Annotated in this window: 11 protein-coding genes and 1 pseudogene; 10 read left to right on the plus strand and 2 right to left on the minus strand. The window is 61.6% G+C overall.

Annotation, left to right across the window (positions count from 1 at the left end; genetic code table 11):
* The first annotated feature begins 215 nt into the window (after positions 1–215).
* From FHT70_RS12020 to FHT70_RS12030, 3 genes and pseudogenes are all read left to right on the plus strand, one after another.
* A complete protein-coding gene (locus FHT70_RS12020) occupies positions 216–2,924 on the plus strand; it encodes a sensor histidine kinase KdpD (protein WP_183701258.1) in 2,709 nt (902 codons plus the stop codon).
* Positions 2,921–3,613 carry a response regulator transcription factor gene (locus FHT70_RS12025; RefSeq protein WP_097600837.1) on the plus strand — a complete coding sequence of 231 codons (693 nt, stop codon included), beginning with the start codon at positions 2,921–2,923 and terminating at the stop codon, positions 3,611–3,613. Before FHT70_RS12020 ends, FHT70_RS12025 begins: the two co-directional genes overlap by 4 nt.
* A gap of 53 nt (positions 3,614–3,666) precedes the next feature.
* Positions 3,667–4,121: pseudogene (locus FHT70_RS12030) on the plus strand (PTS sugar transporter subunit IIA).
* Between the two features lie 48 nt (positions 4,122–4,169).
* Here FHT70_RS12030 and FHT70_RS12035 read toward each other — a convergent pair.
* Entirely contained in the window at positions 4,170–5,186 is a 1,017-nt protein-coding gene (locus tag FHT70_RS12035) for a porin (RefSeq protein ID WP_097600840.1), read from the minus strand.
* A gap of 344 nt (positions 5,187–5,530) precedes the next feature.
* On the opposite strand from FHT70_RS12035, the gene FHT70_RS12040 reads away from it, so the two are divergent.
* From FHT70_RS12040 to FHT70_RS12060, 5 genes are all read left to right on the plus strand, one after another.
* On the plus strand, positions 5,531–6,556 hold the full coding sequence (locus tag FHT70_RS12040; protein WP_183701261.1) for a sulfate ABC transporter substrate-binding protein: 1,026 nt from the start codon (positions 5,531–5,533) through the stop codon (positions 6,554–6,556).
* An 8-nt stretch (positions 6,557–6,564) separates the two neighbouring features.
* Complete coding sequence (cysT, locus tag FHT70_RS12045; RefSeq protein WP_011428112.1) at positions 6,565–7,422, plus strand: sulfate ABC transporter permease subunit CysT; 858 nt, start codon at positions 6,565–6,567, stop codon at positions 7,420–7,422.
* Positions 7,412–8,284 (plus strand): sulfate ABC transporter permease subunit CysW, encoded by an 873-nt coding sequence (gene cysW / locus FHT70_RS12050; RefSeq protein WP_097600842.1) that lies wholly within the window; start codon positions 7,412–7,414, stop codon positions 8,282–8,284. Before cysT ends, cysW begins: the two co-directional genes overlap by 11 nt.
* A 10-nt stretch (positions 8,285–8,294) precedes the next feature.
* Complete coding sequence (locus FHT70_RS12055) at positions 8,295–9,335, plus strand: sulfate/molybdate ABC transporter ATP-binding protein (RefSeq protein ID WP_097600843.1); 1,041 nt, start codon at positions 8,295–8,297, stop codon at positions 9,333–9,335.
* A gap of 232 nt (positions 9,336–9,567) precedes the next feature.
* Positions 9,568–10,386, plus strand: a complete 819-nt coding sequence (locus FHT70_RS12060; RefSeq protein ID WP_183701264.1) for a cell wall hydrolase — start codon at positions 9,568–9,570, stop codon at positions 10,384–10,386.
* Between the two features lie 222 nt (positions 10,387–10,608).
* Here the strand turns inward: FHT70_RS12060 and pepT are convergent, their stop codons facing one another.
* Positions 10,609–11,841, minus strand: a complete 1,233-nt coding sequence (gene pepT, locus FHT70_RS12065; protein WP_183701267.1) for a peptidase T — start codon at positions 11,839–11,841, stop codon at positions 10,609–10,611.
* A 302-nt stretch (positions 11,842–12,143) separates the two neighbouring features.
* Here pepT and FHT70_RS12070 point away from each other — a divergent pair, with 302 nt between their 5' ends.
* Positions 12,144–12,458, plus strand: a complete 315-nt coding sequence (locus FHT70_RS12070) for a DUF982 domain-containing protein (RefSeq protein ID WP_085781055.1) — start codon at positions 12,144–12,146, stop codon at positions 12,456–12,458.
* Positions 12,459–12,708: 250 nt separating this feature from the next.
* Positions 12,709–15,354, plus strand: a complete 2,646-nt coding sequence (ligD, locus tag FHT70_RS12075; RefSeq protein WP_183701270.1) for a DNA ligase D — start codon at positions 12,709–12,711, stop codon at positions 15,352–15,354.
* The last annotated feature ends 28 nt before the right edge of the window (positions 15,355–15,382 follow it).

A 15,382-nucleotide genomic window follows, 5' to 3' on the forward strand; every position in this document is an offset into this window, starting at 1 on the left:
TGCCCCTCACCCTAAAACTCCCCCCGTTCTGACGGGGAGAGGGGACGTGCCAAGCGAGAGCTAGGCGAGGGACGGAGAGGTCGCGGCGCGTCCCCTTCGCCCCGTTTACCGGGAGAAGGTGGCGGCAGCCGGATGAGGGGCTGATCTCGCCGCGTAAACATCGGGAATGCCATCCGCCAACCTCGATTGCAGCCATTCGCAGAAAGACAACACGCATGCCAGACGACAACCGCGACCAGGCCGGCAGGCCCTCGCCCGATGCGCTTCTCGAAAAAGCCCGGGCGGAGATGCGCGGCCGTCTGAAGATCTTTCTGGGCGCCGCCCCAGGTGTCGGCAAGACCTATGAAATGCTGGTCTCCGGTCGTGCCAAACTCGCCGACGGCCTCGACGTTGTCATCGGCGTCGTCGAGACTCACGGCCGCAAGGAGACCGAGGCACTGCTCGCCGGTTTCGAGATCATTCCTCGCGTCAAAATCGACTATAAGGGCCGTCCGCTCGAGGAAATGGACCTCGACGGCATCCTCGCCCGCAGGCCCGATCTCGTTCTGGTCGACGAACTCGCCCATACCAATGCCGAAGGCAGCCGCCATCCGAAGCGCTACCTCGACGTCAAGGAATTGCTGGGCCGCGGCATCGACGTCTACACGACGCTCAACATCCAGCATGTCGAAAGCCTGAACGACGTCGTCTCGCAGATCACCCGCATCCGTGTGCGCGAGACGGTGCCGGATTCGATCATCGACCTGGCCGACGACGTCGAGATCATCGATCTGACGCCGGACGATCTGATCAAGCGCCTGCATGACGGCAAGGTCTATGTGCCCCGCACCGCCGAGCGGGCATTGGCAAACTATTTCACCCCGGGCAACCTGACGGCGCTGAGAGAACTTGCGCTGCGTAAGACCGCCCAGCGCGTCGACGATCAGTTGCTCACCCATATGCAGGCTCACGCGATCTCCGGCCCTTGGGCGGCGGGCGAACGTGTCCTCGTCTCGATTGACCATCACCCGCGCTCCGCCTCGCTGGTGCGATATGCAGCTCGTATGGCCTCGCGCCTGCGCGCGCCCTGGGCCGCCGTCTATGTCGAGACCAACCGTTCGGTCAATCTGACCGAAGCCGAGCGCGACACTGTTGCCGCAACGCTGCGTCTTGCCGAACAGCTCGGCGGCGAGGCGATCACAATTCCGGGCCGCGAGGTCGCCGAAGAGCTCGTCCGTCACGCCACGGCAAACAATGTCACCCACATCGTCATCGGCGCCCCCAAAATGGCGACGTGGCGCGACTGGTGGAGCCGTTCAATCACCGACGAACTGATCCGCAAGACCGGCGAGATCAGCGTCCATGTCATTTCCGGCAATGAGAAGGACGGCACCACCGCGCGCGGCATCCGGGCGGCGGCCACGGCCCCTGAATTCGATTTCAGAGCCTATCTGCTGGCGACCGTCTATGTTGTCATCGCGCTTGGCGTCAGCATCGTGCTCGATCAGGTGCTCGACGTGCGTAACCTTGCCCTCGTGTTCCTGATGGCGGTGCTGACCTCTGCCGTGCTGCATGGGTTACGGCCGGCGCTCTACAGCTGCATTCTCGGCGCGCTGTCCTTCAACTTCTTCTTCCTGCCGCCGCGCTATACGCTGACGATCAGCGATCCGGAAAGCGTGCTGGCCCTGTTCTTCTTCCTCGGCGTCGCCATCATCGCCAGCAATCTGACCGCGACCGTGCAGCGGCAGGCGGCCGCCGCCAGGCAGCGGGCCCGCACGACGGAAGATCTCTATCTTTTCTCAAAGAAGCTCGCCGGCACCGGTACGCTCGACGACGTGCTCTGGGCGACCGCCTTCCAGCTCGCCTCCATGCTGAAGGTCCGTGTCGTGCTGCTCTTGCCGGAAGAGGGCACCATCGCCGTCAAGGCCGGTTATCCGCCCGACGACACGCTCGACGATGCCGATATCGCCGCCGCCCGCTGGGCCTGGGAGCACAATCACGCCGCCGGCCGCGGCGCCGATACCCTGCCCGGCGCCAAGCGGCTCTATGTGCCGCTGAGGACCGGGCGCACCGCCGTCGGCGTCATCGGCCTCGACAGCGACCGCCGCGACGGGCCGCTGCTGACGCCGGAGCAGCAGCGGCTGCTCGATGCGCTGGCCGATCAGGCGGCTCTTGCGATCGAACGCGTCCAGCTCGTCGCCGATGTCGACCGGGCAAAGCTTGCGGCCGAAGCCGACAGGCTGCGTTCGGCCCTGCTCACCTCGATTTCGCATGATCTGAAAACGCCGCTTGCGGCTATCCTCGGCGCCACCGGCACGCTGCGCGACTATTTCGCCTCCATGCCGGAGGAGGACCGCGCCGATCTGCTTTCCACCGTCGTCGACGAATCCGAGCGCCTCAATCGTTTCATCGCCAACCTGCTCGACATGACCAAGATCGAATCCGGTGCGATGGAGCCGAATTTTGCGCTGCATTATGCCGGCGATATCGTCGGCAGCGCGCTGCGCCGCGCCGCAAAGATCCTCGAGCGCCACAAGACCGAGACGAGCATTCCCGCCGACCTGCCGATGGTGCGCGTCGATCCTGTCCTGTTCGAGCAGGTGATCTTCAACCTCCTCGACAATGCCGCGAAATATGCGCCCGAGGGATCGGTGGTCCATATTGAGGGCTGGGCCGATGCCGACAACGTCGTCCTGCAGGTCTCGGACGAAGGCCCAGGCATTCCACCCGCCGACCTTACCCGCGTCTTCGACACCTTCTATCGCGTGCGCAAGGGCGATCAGGTGCGCGCCGGCACCGGCCTCGGCCTTTCCATCTGCCGCGGTTTCGTCGAGGCGATGGGCGGCACGATCACCGCCGCCAACCGAAAGGGCCGCCCGGGCGCCGTCTTCACCATCCGCCTGCCGAAACCCAACGACATACCGAAACTGGATGAACTCAGATGACCGGTTCAGCCGTCAAGATCCTCGTCGTCGACGACGAGCCTCCAATCCGCAAGCTTCTTCGCGTCGGCCTTACCGCGCAGGGGTACGAGGTGCAGGAGGCGCCGAATGCGGCAATCGCCCGCCAATCGGTTGCCGACGGCAGGCCCGATCTCATCCTGCTCGATCTCGGCCTGCCCGACACGCCTGGCCATGACCTCTTGCAGGAGTGGCGCGACGAAGGCCTGTCCCTACCCGTCGTCATCCTCTCCAGCCGCACCGACGAGGCCGGCATCGTCAAGGCGCTGGAAAGCGGCGCCGACGATTATGTCACCAAGCCCTTCGGCATCAACGAACTTGGCGCCCGCATCCGCGTGGCGCTGCGCCATCGCTTGCAGCAGCAGGGCGAAAAGGCGATCTTCCAGACCGGCGGGCTGTCGGTCGACCTCGTCAAACGCATCGTCAAGGTCGACGGCGAGGAAATGAAATTGTCGCCTAAGGAATATGACATCTTGCGCGTGCTCGCCCAGCATGCCGGCAAGGTGCTGACACACCAGTTTCTTTTGAAGCAGGTATGGGGGCCGGCGGCTGACGTGCAATATCTGCGCGTCTATATCAGGCAGCTCAGGCAAAAGATCGAGCAGAGCCCCGACCAGCCACACTATATCACCACCGAAACCGGCGTCGGCTATCGGCTCAGGGAACCGGACTGACATCTCCTCCCTCCCGATGCCGACCACATCGAGCCGCCCACATCGAGAATCACATGAACCTTCCCAACATCATCCGGCCGGAGCACACTTTCATCGGTGTCTCGGCACCGACGAAATGGCGCGCGCTGCAGATCATCGCCGATAAGGCGGCGAAGGCCTTCTCCGTCGACGGCCAGACCATCCTGAAGGCGCTCGAAGCGCGTGAGAGGCTCGGCTCTACGGGGATCGGCAATGGCATTGCCATCCCGCATGCCGCCATAGACGGCATGACGAGCCTTGGCGGCCTTCTCATTCGTTTCGCGCAGCCGCTGGATTTCGAGGCGATCGACGATATCCCGACCGATATCGCCTTCGTGCTCATTTTCGGGGCGAACAATCGCGGCGAATATCTGAATGTGCTCTCGGCCATCGCCGGCGGCTGCAATCGGACGGCGTGCTTGCCGCCGTGCGCAAGGCAAGGACGGCGGACGAATTCTATTCCGATTTCATCGCTGATTCTCGGAAATAAAAAGGCGCGGCCCGAAGGCCGCGCCCGCTCGTCTGAAATCAAACTGACTTAGAAATCGCGCTGGAAGCGCAGGAAGCCGAAGACTTCGTCGTCGCCTTCGTCCTCATCGTGGTACTGCACGCTGAGCTTCGTCCTGAGGTCGTCGACGATGCGGTAGTCGATCGTCACCCCGGTCGTGTAGGCGCTGCCGCCAGTGAAGCCGTTACCGTCAGCCTCGAGGGCGATGTTTTCGAAGTACTGGAACCCCGGCGTTACCGTCCACTTGTCGTTGACCTTCAAGGCGTATTCTGCTGCGATCGTCCATTCGGACTCTTCGTAGTAGTAGTTGGCGCCGCTTGCCCAGACGCCGGCGATGCCGAGCGTGCCCGGACCGATGTCGGCGTAGACGATGCCGCGGACGGCGACTTCGCTGGTGTCGGTGTCATAACCGGCAAGCAGGTAAGCGCTGATGGCGCCGGCCTTGTAGGAAACCTGGCCTGCGACACCGAAGTTGTTCGGGCCTTCGCCCGGCTTGGTGGCATAGTCTTCTTCCAGCTCGTCGACCGAGAGGCCGGCGGCGAAAGCGCCATTCTCGTACTGATAACGGATCGAGTTGTGGGTCGTCTCGTTGCTGGCGAGCGTATCGGTCTCGCCGCTCATGTCGTCGTCCCACCAGCTATAGAGCTTACCGACGCGGAAACCGGCGATATCGATGTAGCCCTCGTCCAGCAGCGCTTCCTGATCGGAGGCGTTGTCGGCATTGTAACGCAGCGTCAGGACGCCGGTCAGCGTGCCGTACTCGGTGTCGTTCTTGGCCTGGAAGGTGACCTGACCGCGAGTCCAGAAGTTTACGTCGGAATCTCCGGCAATGTTGTCACCGAAGCGCACTTCGGTACGGATGTAACCGCCGATCGACAGGCATGTTTCCGTTCCCGGAATATAAAAATAGCCGGTACCGTAAGCGTCGCAAACGCGAACATATTCCACGGGCTCGGGTTCCGCCGCCACGATGGCGTCGGCTGCGCGTGCTCCGGAGGCCGCGGCAAGGGCGGCAACGGAGGCAAAAAGGATAGTTCTGATATTCATTTTGAATGGCCCTAACAGGTTTGAATTGTGAGGCGCATTTCAAGGGATGCCCCCACGTAGCGGCCGGTGAACACGACCGCACGGAGGCCCATATAGGAATCCGCAAGTGTCATCGCGGCAAAACCATCGCAAAAATCGGTTTCACCATGGCGCTTTCGTGGAAGAACTGTGGCTAAAAAAACACGGTCTGCCCCAATTGGCCGCGGCCAACTTCGGCACGCTCATTTCCAAATCAGCCCCGAAATGGAATGACATTCTAAGGCCAAGCCCGGAACCGGAAGAACCTTTGTTTCATTATACGACTGACTTGATAGAGTTAAGACATAACAGGAGAGGGTTCCTCAATGCAGACACAACGGTTCACCCGGCTCATCGCAGCCGCGGTCATGGCAGGCAGCTTTGCGATCGGGGGCATCGCTCCGGCATTCGCCGATCAAACGCTTCTCAACGTTTCCTATGATCCGACTCGCGAATTGTATAAGGATTTCAACGCCGCCTTTGCCGCCAAGTGGCAGAAAGATACGGGTGAAACCGTGACGATCCAGGCCTCGCATGGCGGCTCCGGCGCTCAGGCCCGCTCGGTCATCGACGGTCTCGACGCAGACGTGGTCACCCTGGCCCTCGAAGGCGATATCGACGCCATCGCCAAGAAGACCGGCAAGATCCCGGCCGATTGGAAGACCAAGTTGCCCAACAATTCGACGCCCTATACGTCGACGGTCGTCTTCCTCGTCCGCAAGGGCAACCCGAAGGGCATCAAGGACTGGGGCGACCTGGTCAAGGATGACGTGCAGGTCATCACCCCCAACCCCAAGACCTCGGGCGGCGCACGGTGGAACTTCCTGGCAGCCTGGGCATGGGCCAAGCAGGCAAATGGCGGTGACGATGCCAAAGCGCAGGAATATGTGACGACACTGCTGCAGCATGTTCCTGTTCTCGACACCGGCGCCCGCGGCGCCACGACCACCTTCGTCCAGCGCGGCCTCGGCGACGTGCTGCTCGCCTGGGAAAACGAAGCCTATCTTTCGCTCGAAGAGCTCGGTCCTGACCAGTTCGAGATCGTGACGCCAAGCTTCTCTATCCGCGCCGACCCGCCAGTCGCCGTCGTCGACGGCAATGTCGACAAGAAGGGCACGCGCAAGGTCGCCGAAGCCTATCTCAACTACCTCTATTCGGATGAAGGCCAGAAGATCGCCGCAAAGCACTACTACCGGCCGATCAAGCCTGAAGCCGCCGATCCGGCCGATATCGCCCGCTTCCCGAAGCTGCAGCTCGCCACCATCGACGACTTCGGCGGCTGGAAGGAAGCCCAGCCGAAATTCTTCGGCGATGGCGGGGTATTTGACCAAATCTACAAGCCGGCCCAATAATAGACTTCATGAAAGCACATAGCCCCACGCGGTGGCGGTTCAAGCGGCCGAGCGTCATTCCGGGTTTCGGAATGGCGCTCGGTCTTACATTGACCTGGCTCACCCTTCTGATCCTCATCCCGCTCTCCGGCCTTGCCGTCCGGTCGAGCGCGCTCGGCTGGGAGAAATTCTGGTCGATCGCGTTCGATCCGCGCATATTGAACGCGCTACGCATCAGCTTCGGCAGCGCTTTCATCGCTGCGATTATCAACGCCGTCTTCGGCATCATCCTCGCCTGGGTGCTGGTACGCTACCGTTTCCCCGGCAAGCGCGTCATCGACGCCATGGTCGACCTGCCCTTCGCGCTGCCGACGGCCGTCGCCGGCATTGCATTGGCGGCGCTCTACGCGCCGAACGGCTGGGTCGGCCAGTTGCTGACACCGCTCGGCATCAAGATTGCCTTTACCCCGGCCGGCATCGTCGTGGCGCTGATCTTCGTCGGCCTGCCCTTCGTGGTGCGCACCGTGCAGCCTGTCATGGAGGAAATCGACAAGGAGGTCGAAGAGGCCGCGGCTACGCTCGGCGCCAACCGCTTCCAGACGATTTTCCGCGTGCTGCTGCCGGGGCTGGCGCCGGCCGTGCTGACCGGCTTCGCGCTCGCCTTTGCCCGCGGCGTCGGCGAATACGGCTCGGTCATCTTCATCGCCGGCAACCTGCCGTTCAAATCGGAAATCGCGCCGCTGCTGATCGTCATCAAACTCGAAGAGTATAATTATGCGGCAGCGACCGGCATCGCGGCGATCATGCTGGTGATCTCGTTCGCCTTGTTGCTCGTCATCAATCTCATCCAGAGCTGGAGCAGGCGGAGGTACGGCTATGGCGCTTGATGCGACCGTTCAACCGACGAAACTGCGTTCGGTGACCACCGAACACAGAATGGCGCGATACACGCTGATCGCCGTTTCGCTGCTTTTCCTGCTGCTAATCCTGCTGTTGCCGCTCGCCGCCGTGTTCGTCGAAGCTTTTCGCAAAGGTGCCGGCCCCTTCATCGAGGCGCTTGGCGATGCAGAGACCTTCTCGGCGATCCGCCTGACGCTCGTCGTCGCCGGCATCAGCGTACCGCTGAACCTCGCCTTCGGGGTCGCCGCCGCCTGGGCGATCGCCAAGTTCGAGTTCAAGGGCAAGGCATTCCTCACGACGCTAATCGACCTGCCCTTCTCGGTTTCACCCGTGATTTCGGGCCTGGTCTTCGTGCTCTTGTTCGGCGCCAACACGTGGCTCGGCCATTGGCTCAGCGCAAACGACATCAAGATCCTCTTCGCAGTGCCGGGGCTGATCCTGGCGACGATGTTCGTCACCTTCCCGTTCGTCGCCCGCGAGCTGATCCCGCTGATGCAGGAGCAGGGAACGGCCGACGAGGAGGCAGCCCTGTCGCTCGGCGCCAGCGGCTGGCAGACCTTCTGGCACGTGACGCTGCCGAACATCAAATGGGGCCTGCTCTACGGCGTGCTGCTTTGCAATGCCCGCGCCATGGGCGAATTCGGCGCGGTCTCTGTCGTCTCCGGCCACATCCGCGGCCAGACGAACACCATGCCGCTGCAGGTCGAAATTCTTTATAACGAATATAATTTCACCGGCGCTTTTGCCGTCGCCACGCTTTTGGCCTTGCTCGCGCTCGTGACTCTTGTTTTGAAGACGCTGCTGGAAATGCGCTACAGCGCTGAAATCTCCGCCAGCCGGCGGCACTGAAGGATCTGGAATGGAAGTACGCGTTCAAAACATCCGCAAGGAATTCGATCGTTTTCCGGCGCTCCACGATGTCTCGCTCGACATCCGCTCCGGCGAGCTGATCGCACTGCTCGGCCCTTCGGGCTCCGGCAAGACGACATTACTGCGTCTGATTGCCGGCCTGGAAAGCCCGACCGAGGGACAGATCTTCTTCGGTGAAGAGGATGCCTCGAAAAAATCGGTGCAGCAGCGCAATATCGGCTTCGTCTTCCAGCATTACGCCCTCTTCCGCTACATGACGGTGCTCGACAACGTCTCCTTCGGCCTGAGGGTCAGAAAGGGTGCCCGGCGTCCCGCGAAGGCCGACATCCGCCGTCGGGCGCTGGAGTTGCTCGACCTCGTGCAGCTTTCCGGCCTCGAAAAACGCTATCCCGCCCAGCTTTCCGGCGGCCAGCGTCAGCGCGTGGCGCTCGCCCGCGCCATGGCCGTCGAGCCGAATGTGCTCTTGCTCGACGAACCCTTCGGGGCGCTCGATGCTCAGGTGCGCAAGGACCTGCGCAAATGGCTGCGCGAGATCCACGACCGTACCGGCCACACCACCGTCTTCGTCACCCACGACCAGGATGAGGCGCTGGAGCTTGCCGACCGCGTCGTCGTGATGAGCCAGGGTGCGATCGAGCAGGTCGGGACGCCCGACGAAGTCTATGATTATCCGAACTCGCCCTTCGTCTTCGGCTTCATCGGCCAATCCAACTGCCTGCAGGTCGAGATTTCGGGCGGCGATATTCTCTTCGAAGGCCGCTCGCTCGGCCTCAATGCCGATGGCGAGCCGGATGGACCGGCGCAGCTCTACTTCCGCCCGCATGATGTCAGGCTCTGCGAATCAGCCGAAAACTGCATTGGCGGCCAGCCGGTCTCCAGCCGCCGCGTCGCCGGTACGCGCCATATCGAACTCGATATCGGCAATGACCGGCCAAATATCGAAATCGAGCTGCCGCCGAGCGAGGCTGACCGGCTCGACCGTCACCGCGTGGCGTTCAAGCCGACCCGCTGGAAGCTGTTCCGCGGCTGATCTCGATTGCGCGCGTCTTTTCTGACGCGCTCACGGCGCCTTGCTTAATAATTCGTTAACCCTGCGCGTTTATCCAGCAGCTGGTCGCAGGCATCGGCCGGAATCGCCCTTGACGGGAGTCCATCCGGCCTTTTGTGATCTCAGGTTGTTTGTGTTTCAGTCATATGACGAGTAAAAGATTTTGCGCGTTAATCATAAAGGGCTGGACTAATCCCATAGGAGGCACCTGGCGTTGAGGGCGGAGATTTCCTTTGGAAAATCCCTGATCGGGATTTTATTCGTAGGACTGGCGGCTGCAAGCTGCACCACAACACCGAAGCCGGCGACGACGCCGGCAAAGACAAAACAGGCTCAAGCGGCGAAAGTCACTTTCAATTATACCGCCAAGGATCGCGACTGCCTGAAGCGCGCGATGTATTTCGAATCGCAGCATTCCGACGAGGATGGTTATCTGGCCGTCGGCACCGTCGTCATGAACAGGCTGACGTCAGGCGCCTACCCCCCATCGATCTGCGGTGTCGTCGCCCAGGAGAAGCAGTTTGCGCCCGGGGTCATGACGCGCGAAGTCAAGGCTCAGGCGGAACCGGAACTTGCCACCGCGGCTGATGCGATCCTGCTGAAGGGGGCCCGCCATCCGGCCGTGAAGGATGCAATGTTCTTCCACACCGATGGTCTGAAATTCCCCTACGACAACATGCATTATGTGACGGTCGCCGGCGGCAACGCCTTCTACGAGAAGCGCGATTCGAACGGCATGCTGGAAACGCCGCCGCCGCTGCCGTCCTATGAGGTGGCGATGAATTATGTGCCCGGCGAAAGCATGCTGCCACCGCAATTCGAGGCGCTGATACCCTCGGCCGTTCCCGTTCCTCTGCCGGCGCCCGATCCGATGGCGACGGCGAGCACGGCGCCAATGCAGATAACGGCTCCGGTGACCCAACCGGAAACCGCGCCTGCGCCCGAGCCGGCGATGCGGATCGCAATCCCGACCCCCCGTCCCGCCTATGACAGCGTGATGCTGCGCGGCGAGATCCCGGTAAATGGCGGCTGATGCCGTTTCGGTTTGCGTTTATAAAAGCGCGCCCTAAACTCGCTCAGTTTGTTGAGAAGGTCTAGTCATGCTCGGTCTTACCAGCCTTGCGCCGAGCATCTGATCACTGCAATTGCTTGACAGGAAATCATTTATTTTCGGACACTTAATTGACCGGCGCAGATCCTCGGCACAAGGCCGAGGATGACGTCGCGGGTCATTTGTCGGTAGCCTGAGTGCGCCTTAGGCGCGCTCTTCCCAGATCTTTGCAAGCTCCACGATCGTTGCGACCGCCTTTTCCATATCCTGGCGGCTCACCCATTCGAGCGGCGAGTGGAAGGCATGGCCGCCGGCAAAAATGTTCGGGCACGGCAGCCCCATGAAGGAGAGGCGGGAGCCGTCCGTACCGCCGCGGATGCTGCCGCGCACCGGCGTCATGCCGGCACGACGCACCGCTTCAAGCGCGTTCTCGACAATCTCCGGATGGCGGTCGAGCACCGTCTTCATGTTGCGATATTGCTCCGTCACCTGGAAATGGTAGGTCGAGCCTGGATAGGCAGACATCACCTGCTTGACGATAGTTTCGAGCATCGCCTCCTTCTCAGCTAGCCCCTCCTCCGTGAAGTCGCGGATGATGAAGCTCAGCGACGCCTTTTCCATCGAGCCGGTCACGCCGACCGGGTGGATGAAGCCCTGCCGGCCTTCCGTCGTCTCCGGCGCCAAATCCTTCGGCAGCCGGTCGATGATGGCGCCGGCGATCTTGATAGCGTTCTCCATACGGTCCTTGGCGAAGCCCGGATGGATCGCCACGCCTGTTATGGCGATCTCGACGCCGTCGGCCGAGAAGGTTTCGTCCTCGATGTGACCCGCCGTCTCGCCGTCCATCGTATAGGCGAAGTCCGCTCCGAGTTTATCCAGGTCGACCTTGTTGACACCGCGTCCGACTTCCTCGTCGGGCGTGAACAGGATCTTGATCGTTCCGTGCCGGATATCGGGATTGTCGACCAGAATCCCGGCCGCGGTCATGATTTCCGCCAGTCCCGCCTTATCATCGGCGCCGAGTAATGTCGTTCCATCGGTCGTGACGATGTCGTTGCCGATCTGGTTTTTCAGCTCCGGATGCTCGGCGACACGGATCACCCGGCTCGAATCGCCGACAAGCCGGATATCTCCGCCGGCATAACTCCTGACGATCTGCGGCTTGACATCCGTGCCGCTGAAATCGGGCGCCGTGTCCATATGCGAGCAGAAACAGATGACCGGCACCGCCTTGTCGCTATTGGCCGGAATGGTGGCATAGACATAGCCATGTTCATCGAGATGGGCATCGGAAAGCCCGATCTCCAGCAGTTCGTCGACCAGAATCCGGCCGAGATCCTTCTGCTTCTCGGTGGTCGGCTGCGTCGACGAGGAGGGATCGGATTGAGTGTCGATAACGACATAACGGAGGAAGCGGTCGAGAACAGTGTCAGTCATTTCAATCCAATCCAATGAGATCACCAGAGGATATAGCCCTTCCGGGCGAAGCAACAAAGAATTTTCCGCTCGGCGCATGGTTCTATGACGACGGCCCCTACTGAGGAGCGGGGATGATCTGGCTCGCCCGGGCGCGTCTAGCCGAGGAGCTGTAGCAATCGTTCTCTCGCATCCAACAGCGGCAGGCGGAATTTGTCCTGTAGGCATACCCATTAACGGATTATCGCTGCGGTCTTGAACTACCGGCAGCCATTTCCAATATTTTACGGGATCAAGCTGGCATCGAAAGGAGGAAGAAGAAAATGCCGCTGAACGATGTGCTCTGGACTCGTCCAGTGACGGTCCGGCTGCAGTGCGGCCTGGAACGAACTTTTACGGGCGTCTATGACGCCTTGGATTTCCTGGAAAACGAATGGCCGCTGGGCCACGGAGAGCGCCACAAGCGCGCGGTCAAGACCTGTCGGGGCGCTCTTAACCGGGTTATTGCCCCTTTGATTGCGCGGGAGGCTTTCATGGCCGCGTGCGTCGAAGCCGGCATGCCCGCGGTCGTGGCTCCCTGGCAGGTGCAGGCTACCAGCCGCCCGGTGCGACCCACGCGTGTTGCTGCTCTTGGCTAAGGGCCAGGCGTGCGCAGTTCACGTCGGGACCCTGATTTCAAGATACCTGTCGCGCGGCCCCGGGAGGAGCCGCGCCAGATCAAAACCCAAGGCATCTCGATCTCCTTTGCCGTCTGGGCTTCGGAGCTGAAATTGTAGTTGTTTCCCCGTAGAACCGTCGCTGTCGTGCCTACTCAAACGGGGAACGCTGCCGCGGCTGGAACAACGATCACCAATATTTCGTTTGAGGACCGAATGCCCGGGAACAGCCATGGCCAGCGACAAGCTATCAAGCTATCGATCAAAACGCGACTTTCAGAAGACTGCTGAGCCCAGCGGCGAGCGGCCCCTCAAACGGAGCAACCGCCGCCGCTTTGTCATTCAGAAGCACGATGCGACACGTCTGCACTACGACCTGCGGCTTGAGCTCGACGGCGTGTTCAAGAGCTGGGCCGTTACGAAAGGTCCGTCGCTCGATCCGCAAGACAAGCGGCTGGCCGTCGAGGTCGAGGACCATCCGCTCGATTATGGCGATTTCGAAGGGACGATTCCGAAAGGTCAGTATGGCGGCGGCACGGTCATGCTGTGGGATCGCGGCTATTGGGAGCCGGAGGGGCGGAAGAGCCCTGAGCAGGCGCTTGCCAAGGGCGATTTCAAGTTCACGCTCGAGGGCGAGCGCTTGCACGGCAGCTTCGTGCTTGTGCGCATGCGCAACGATCGCGACCGCAGCAAGCGTACCAACTGGCTGCTGATCAAGCATCACGACGAGTTCTCCGTGGAGGAAGACGGTGCTGCCATTCTGGAAGAGAACGTCACCTCGGTCGCCTCGGGCCGCAGCATGGAAATGATCGAGGCCGGCAAGGGGCGCAAGCCGAAACCCTTCATGGTGGAGGGCGGCAAGATCCAGGCCGACGCCGTCTGGGACAGCAATCACGGACTGGCCGCCGAGGAGCGGCAGGAGGCGAGAGGCGGAAAGCGCGCCAGCACCGCAACGGCGGTTGATCTTCCGGATTTCATCGCGCCGCAGCTTTGCGAGAAGCTGGAGCGGCCACCCGGCGGGAACGACTGGATCCACGAGATCAAGTTCGATGGCTACCGCATCCAGATGCGTGTGCTCGACGGCGAAGCGACGCTGAAAACCAGAAAAGGTCTCGACTGGACGGCCAAATACCTCGAAATCGCCGAGGCGGCGTCAGCGCTTCCAGACTGCATAATCGATGGTGAAATCTGCGCTCTCGATGAGCACGGCGCGCCCGACTTCGCCGCGCTTCAGGCGGCACTGTCGGAAGGCAAGACCGGCAGCCTCGTCTACTTCGCCTTCGACCTCCTCTATGACGGCGGTGAGGATCTCCGCCTCAAGCCCATCATTGAACGAAAGACGCGACTGCAGGAGCTTCTCGCGGAGGCTGGCAACGACCCTCGCATCCGCTACGTCGAACATTTCACAGGCGGCGGCGACGCCGTGCTCAGGTCGGCATGCAAGCTATCGTTGGAAGGCATTGTATCGAAAAAGGCAGATGCCCCCTATCAATCCGGTCGAACGGCAAGCTGGGCGAAGTCGAAATGCCGGGCGGGGCACGAGGTGGTCATCGGCGCCTATGCCAAGACCAACGGCAAGTTTCGTTCCCTTCTCGTCGGCGTTTTCGGCGACGATCACTTTGTCTATGTCGGCCGTGTCGGGACCGGCTACGGCGCCAAGAAAGTCGAAACGCTGTTTCCGAAACTGAAGGCGCTGGAGACGGCGAAGTCGCCGTTCACCGGTATCGGCGCGCCGAAGAAGCAGGCTGACGTCGTCTGGGTGAAGCCCGAGCTTGTCGCCGAGATCGAATTCGAGGGCTGGACCGCGGACGGTCTCGTCCGGCAGGCGGCCTTCAAGGGCTTGCGTGAAGATAAGCCGGCCAAGGAAGTCGAGGCGGAGCGACCGCTAAGATCCTCCAAGGCCGAGATTGCGGAACCGGCTCCGCGGGCCGAACCAAAATCGACGCGCCGCAGGGGTCAGAAGGCCGATGTCATGGGTGTGCTGATTTCAAGCCCGGACAAACCATTGTGGCCGGATGCCAATGATGGTGAGCCGGTAACCAAGGAAGACCTTGCCCGCTATTACGAGGCGGTCGGCGACTGGATGATCGAGCACCTCAAGGGCAGGCCCTGCTCCATCATCCGCGCGCCGGATGGAGTTGGTGGCGAGCAGTTCTTCCAGCGTCATGCCATGCCTGGACAATCCAAACTGCTCGAATTGGTCAAGGTATTCGGCGACAAGAAGCCATACCTCCAGATCGACCGCATCGAAGGGCTTGCCGCAGTCGCCCAAATCGCGGCGGTCGAGCTCCATCCGTGGAACTGTGAACCCGGGCAACCGGAAGTTCCCGGCCGCCTGGTATTCGATCTTGATCCCGGTCCCGATGTTCCCTTTTCCACGGTTGTTGCCGCTGCCCGCGAGATGCGCGACCGGCTGGAAGACCTCGGATTGATCAGCTTCTGCAAGACGACGGGCGGCAAGGGCTTGCATGTCGTGACCCCGCTTGCAGTCAACAAACGAAAACCGATGTCATGGCCCGAGGCAAAGGCCTTCGCGCATGACGTCTGCCAGCAGATGGCCCGAAACAACCCCGATCTCTACCTTATCAAGATGACCAAGAGCCTGCGGGGCGGTCGCATTTTCCTCGATTACCTGCGCAATGATCGCATGGCGACGGCCGTGGCGCCGCTCTCCCCTCGAGCCCGCCCAGGGGCGACCGTGTCAATGCCTCTGACGTGGACGCAGGTGAAATCGGACCTCGATCCTAAAAGGTTTACGATCCGAACCGTGCCTGCTTTGCTATCGAAGTCATCCGCCTGGAAGGATTATTGCGAGGGGCAGCGTCCCCTGGAGCAGGCGATCAAGAGGCTCGGCCGCACCGGCAAACATGCCGCCTGACAGGGCGAGGATTGGGCACAGGTCGCAG

Origin of the sequence: Rhizobium sp. BK049 (assembly GCF_014193135.1) — a bacterium.
Lineage (GTDB): Bacteria > Pseudomonadota > Alphaproteobacteria > Rhizobiales > Rhizobiaceae > Rhizobium.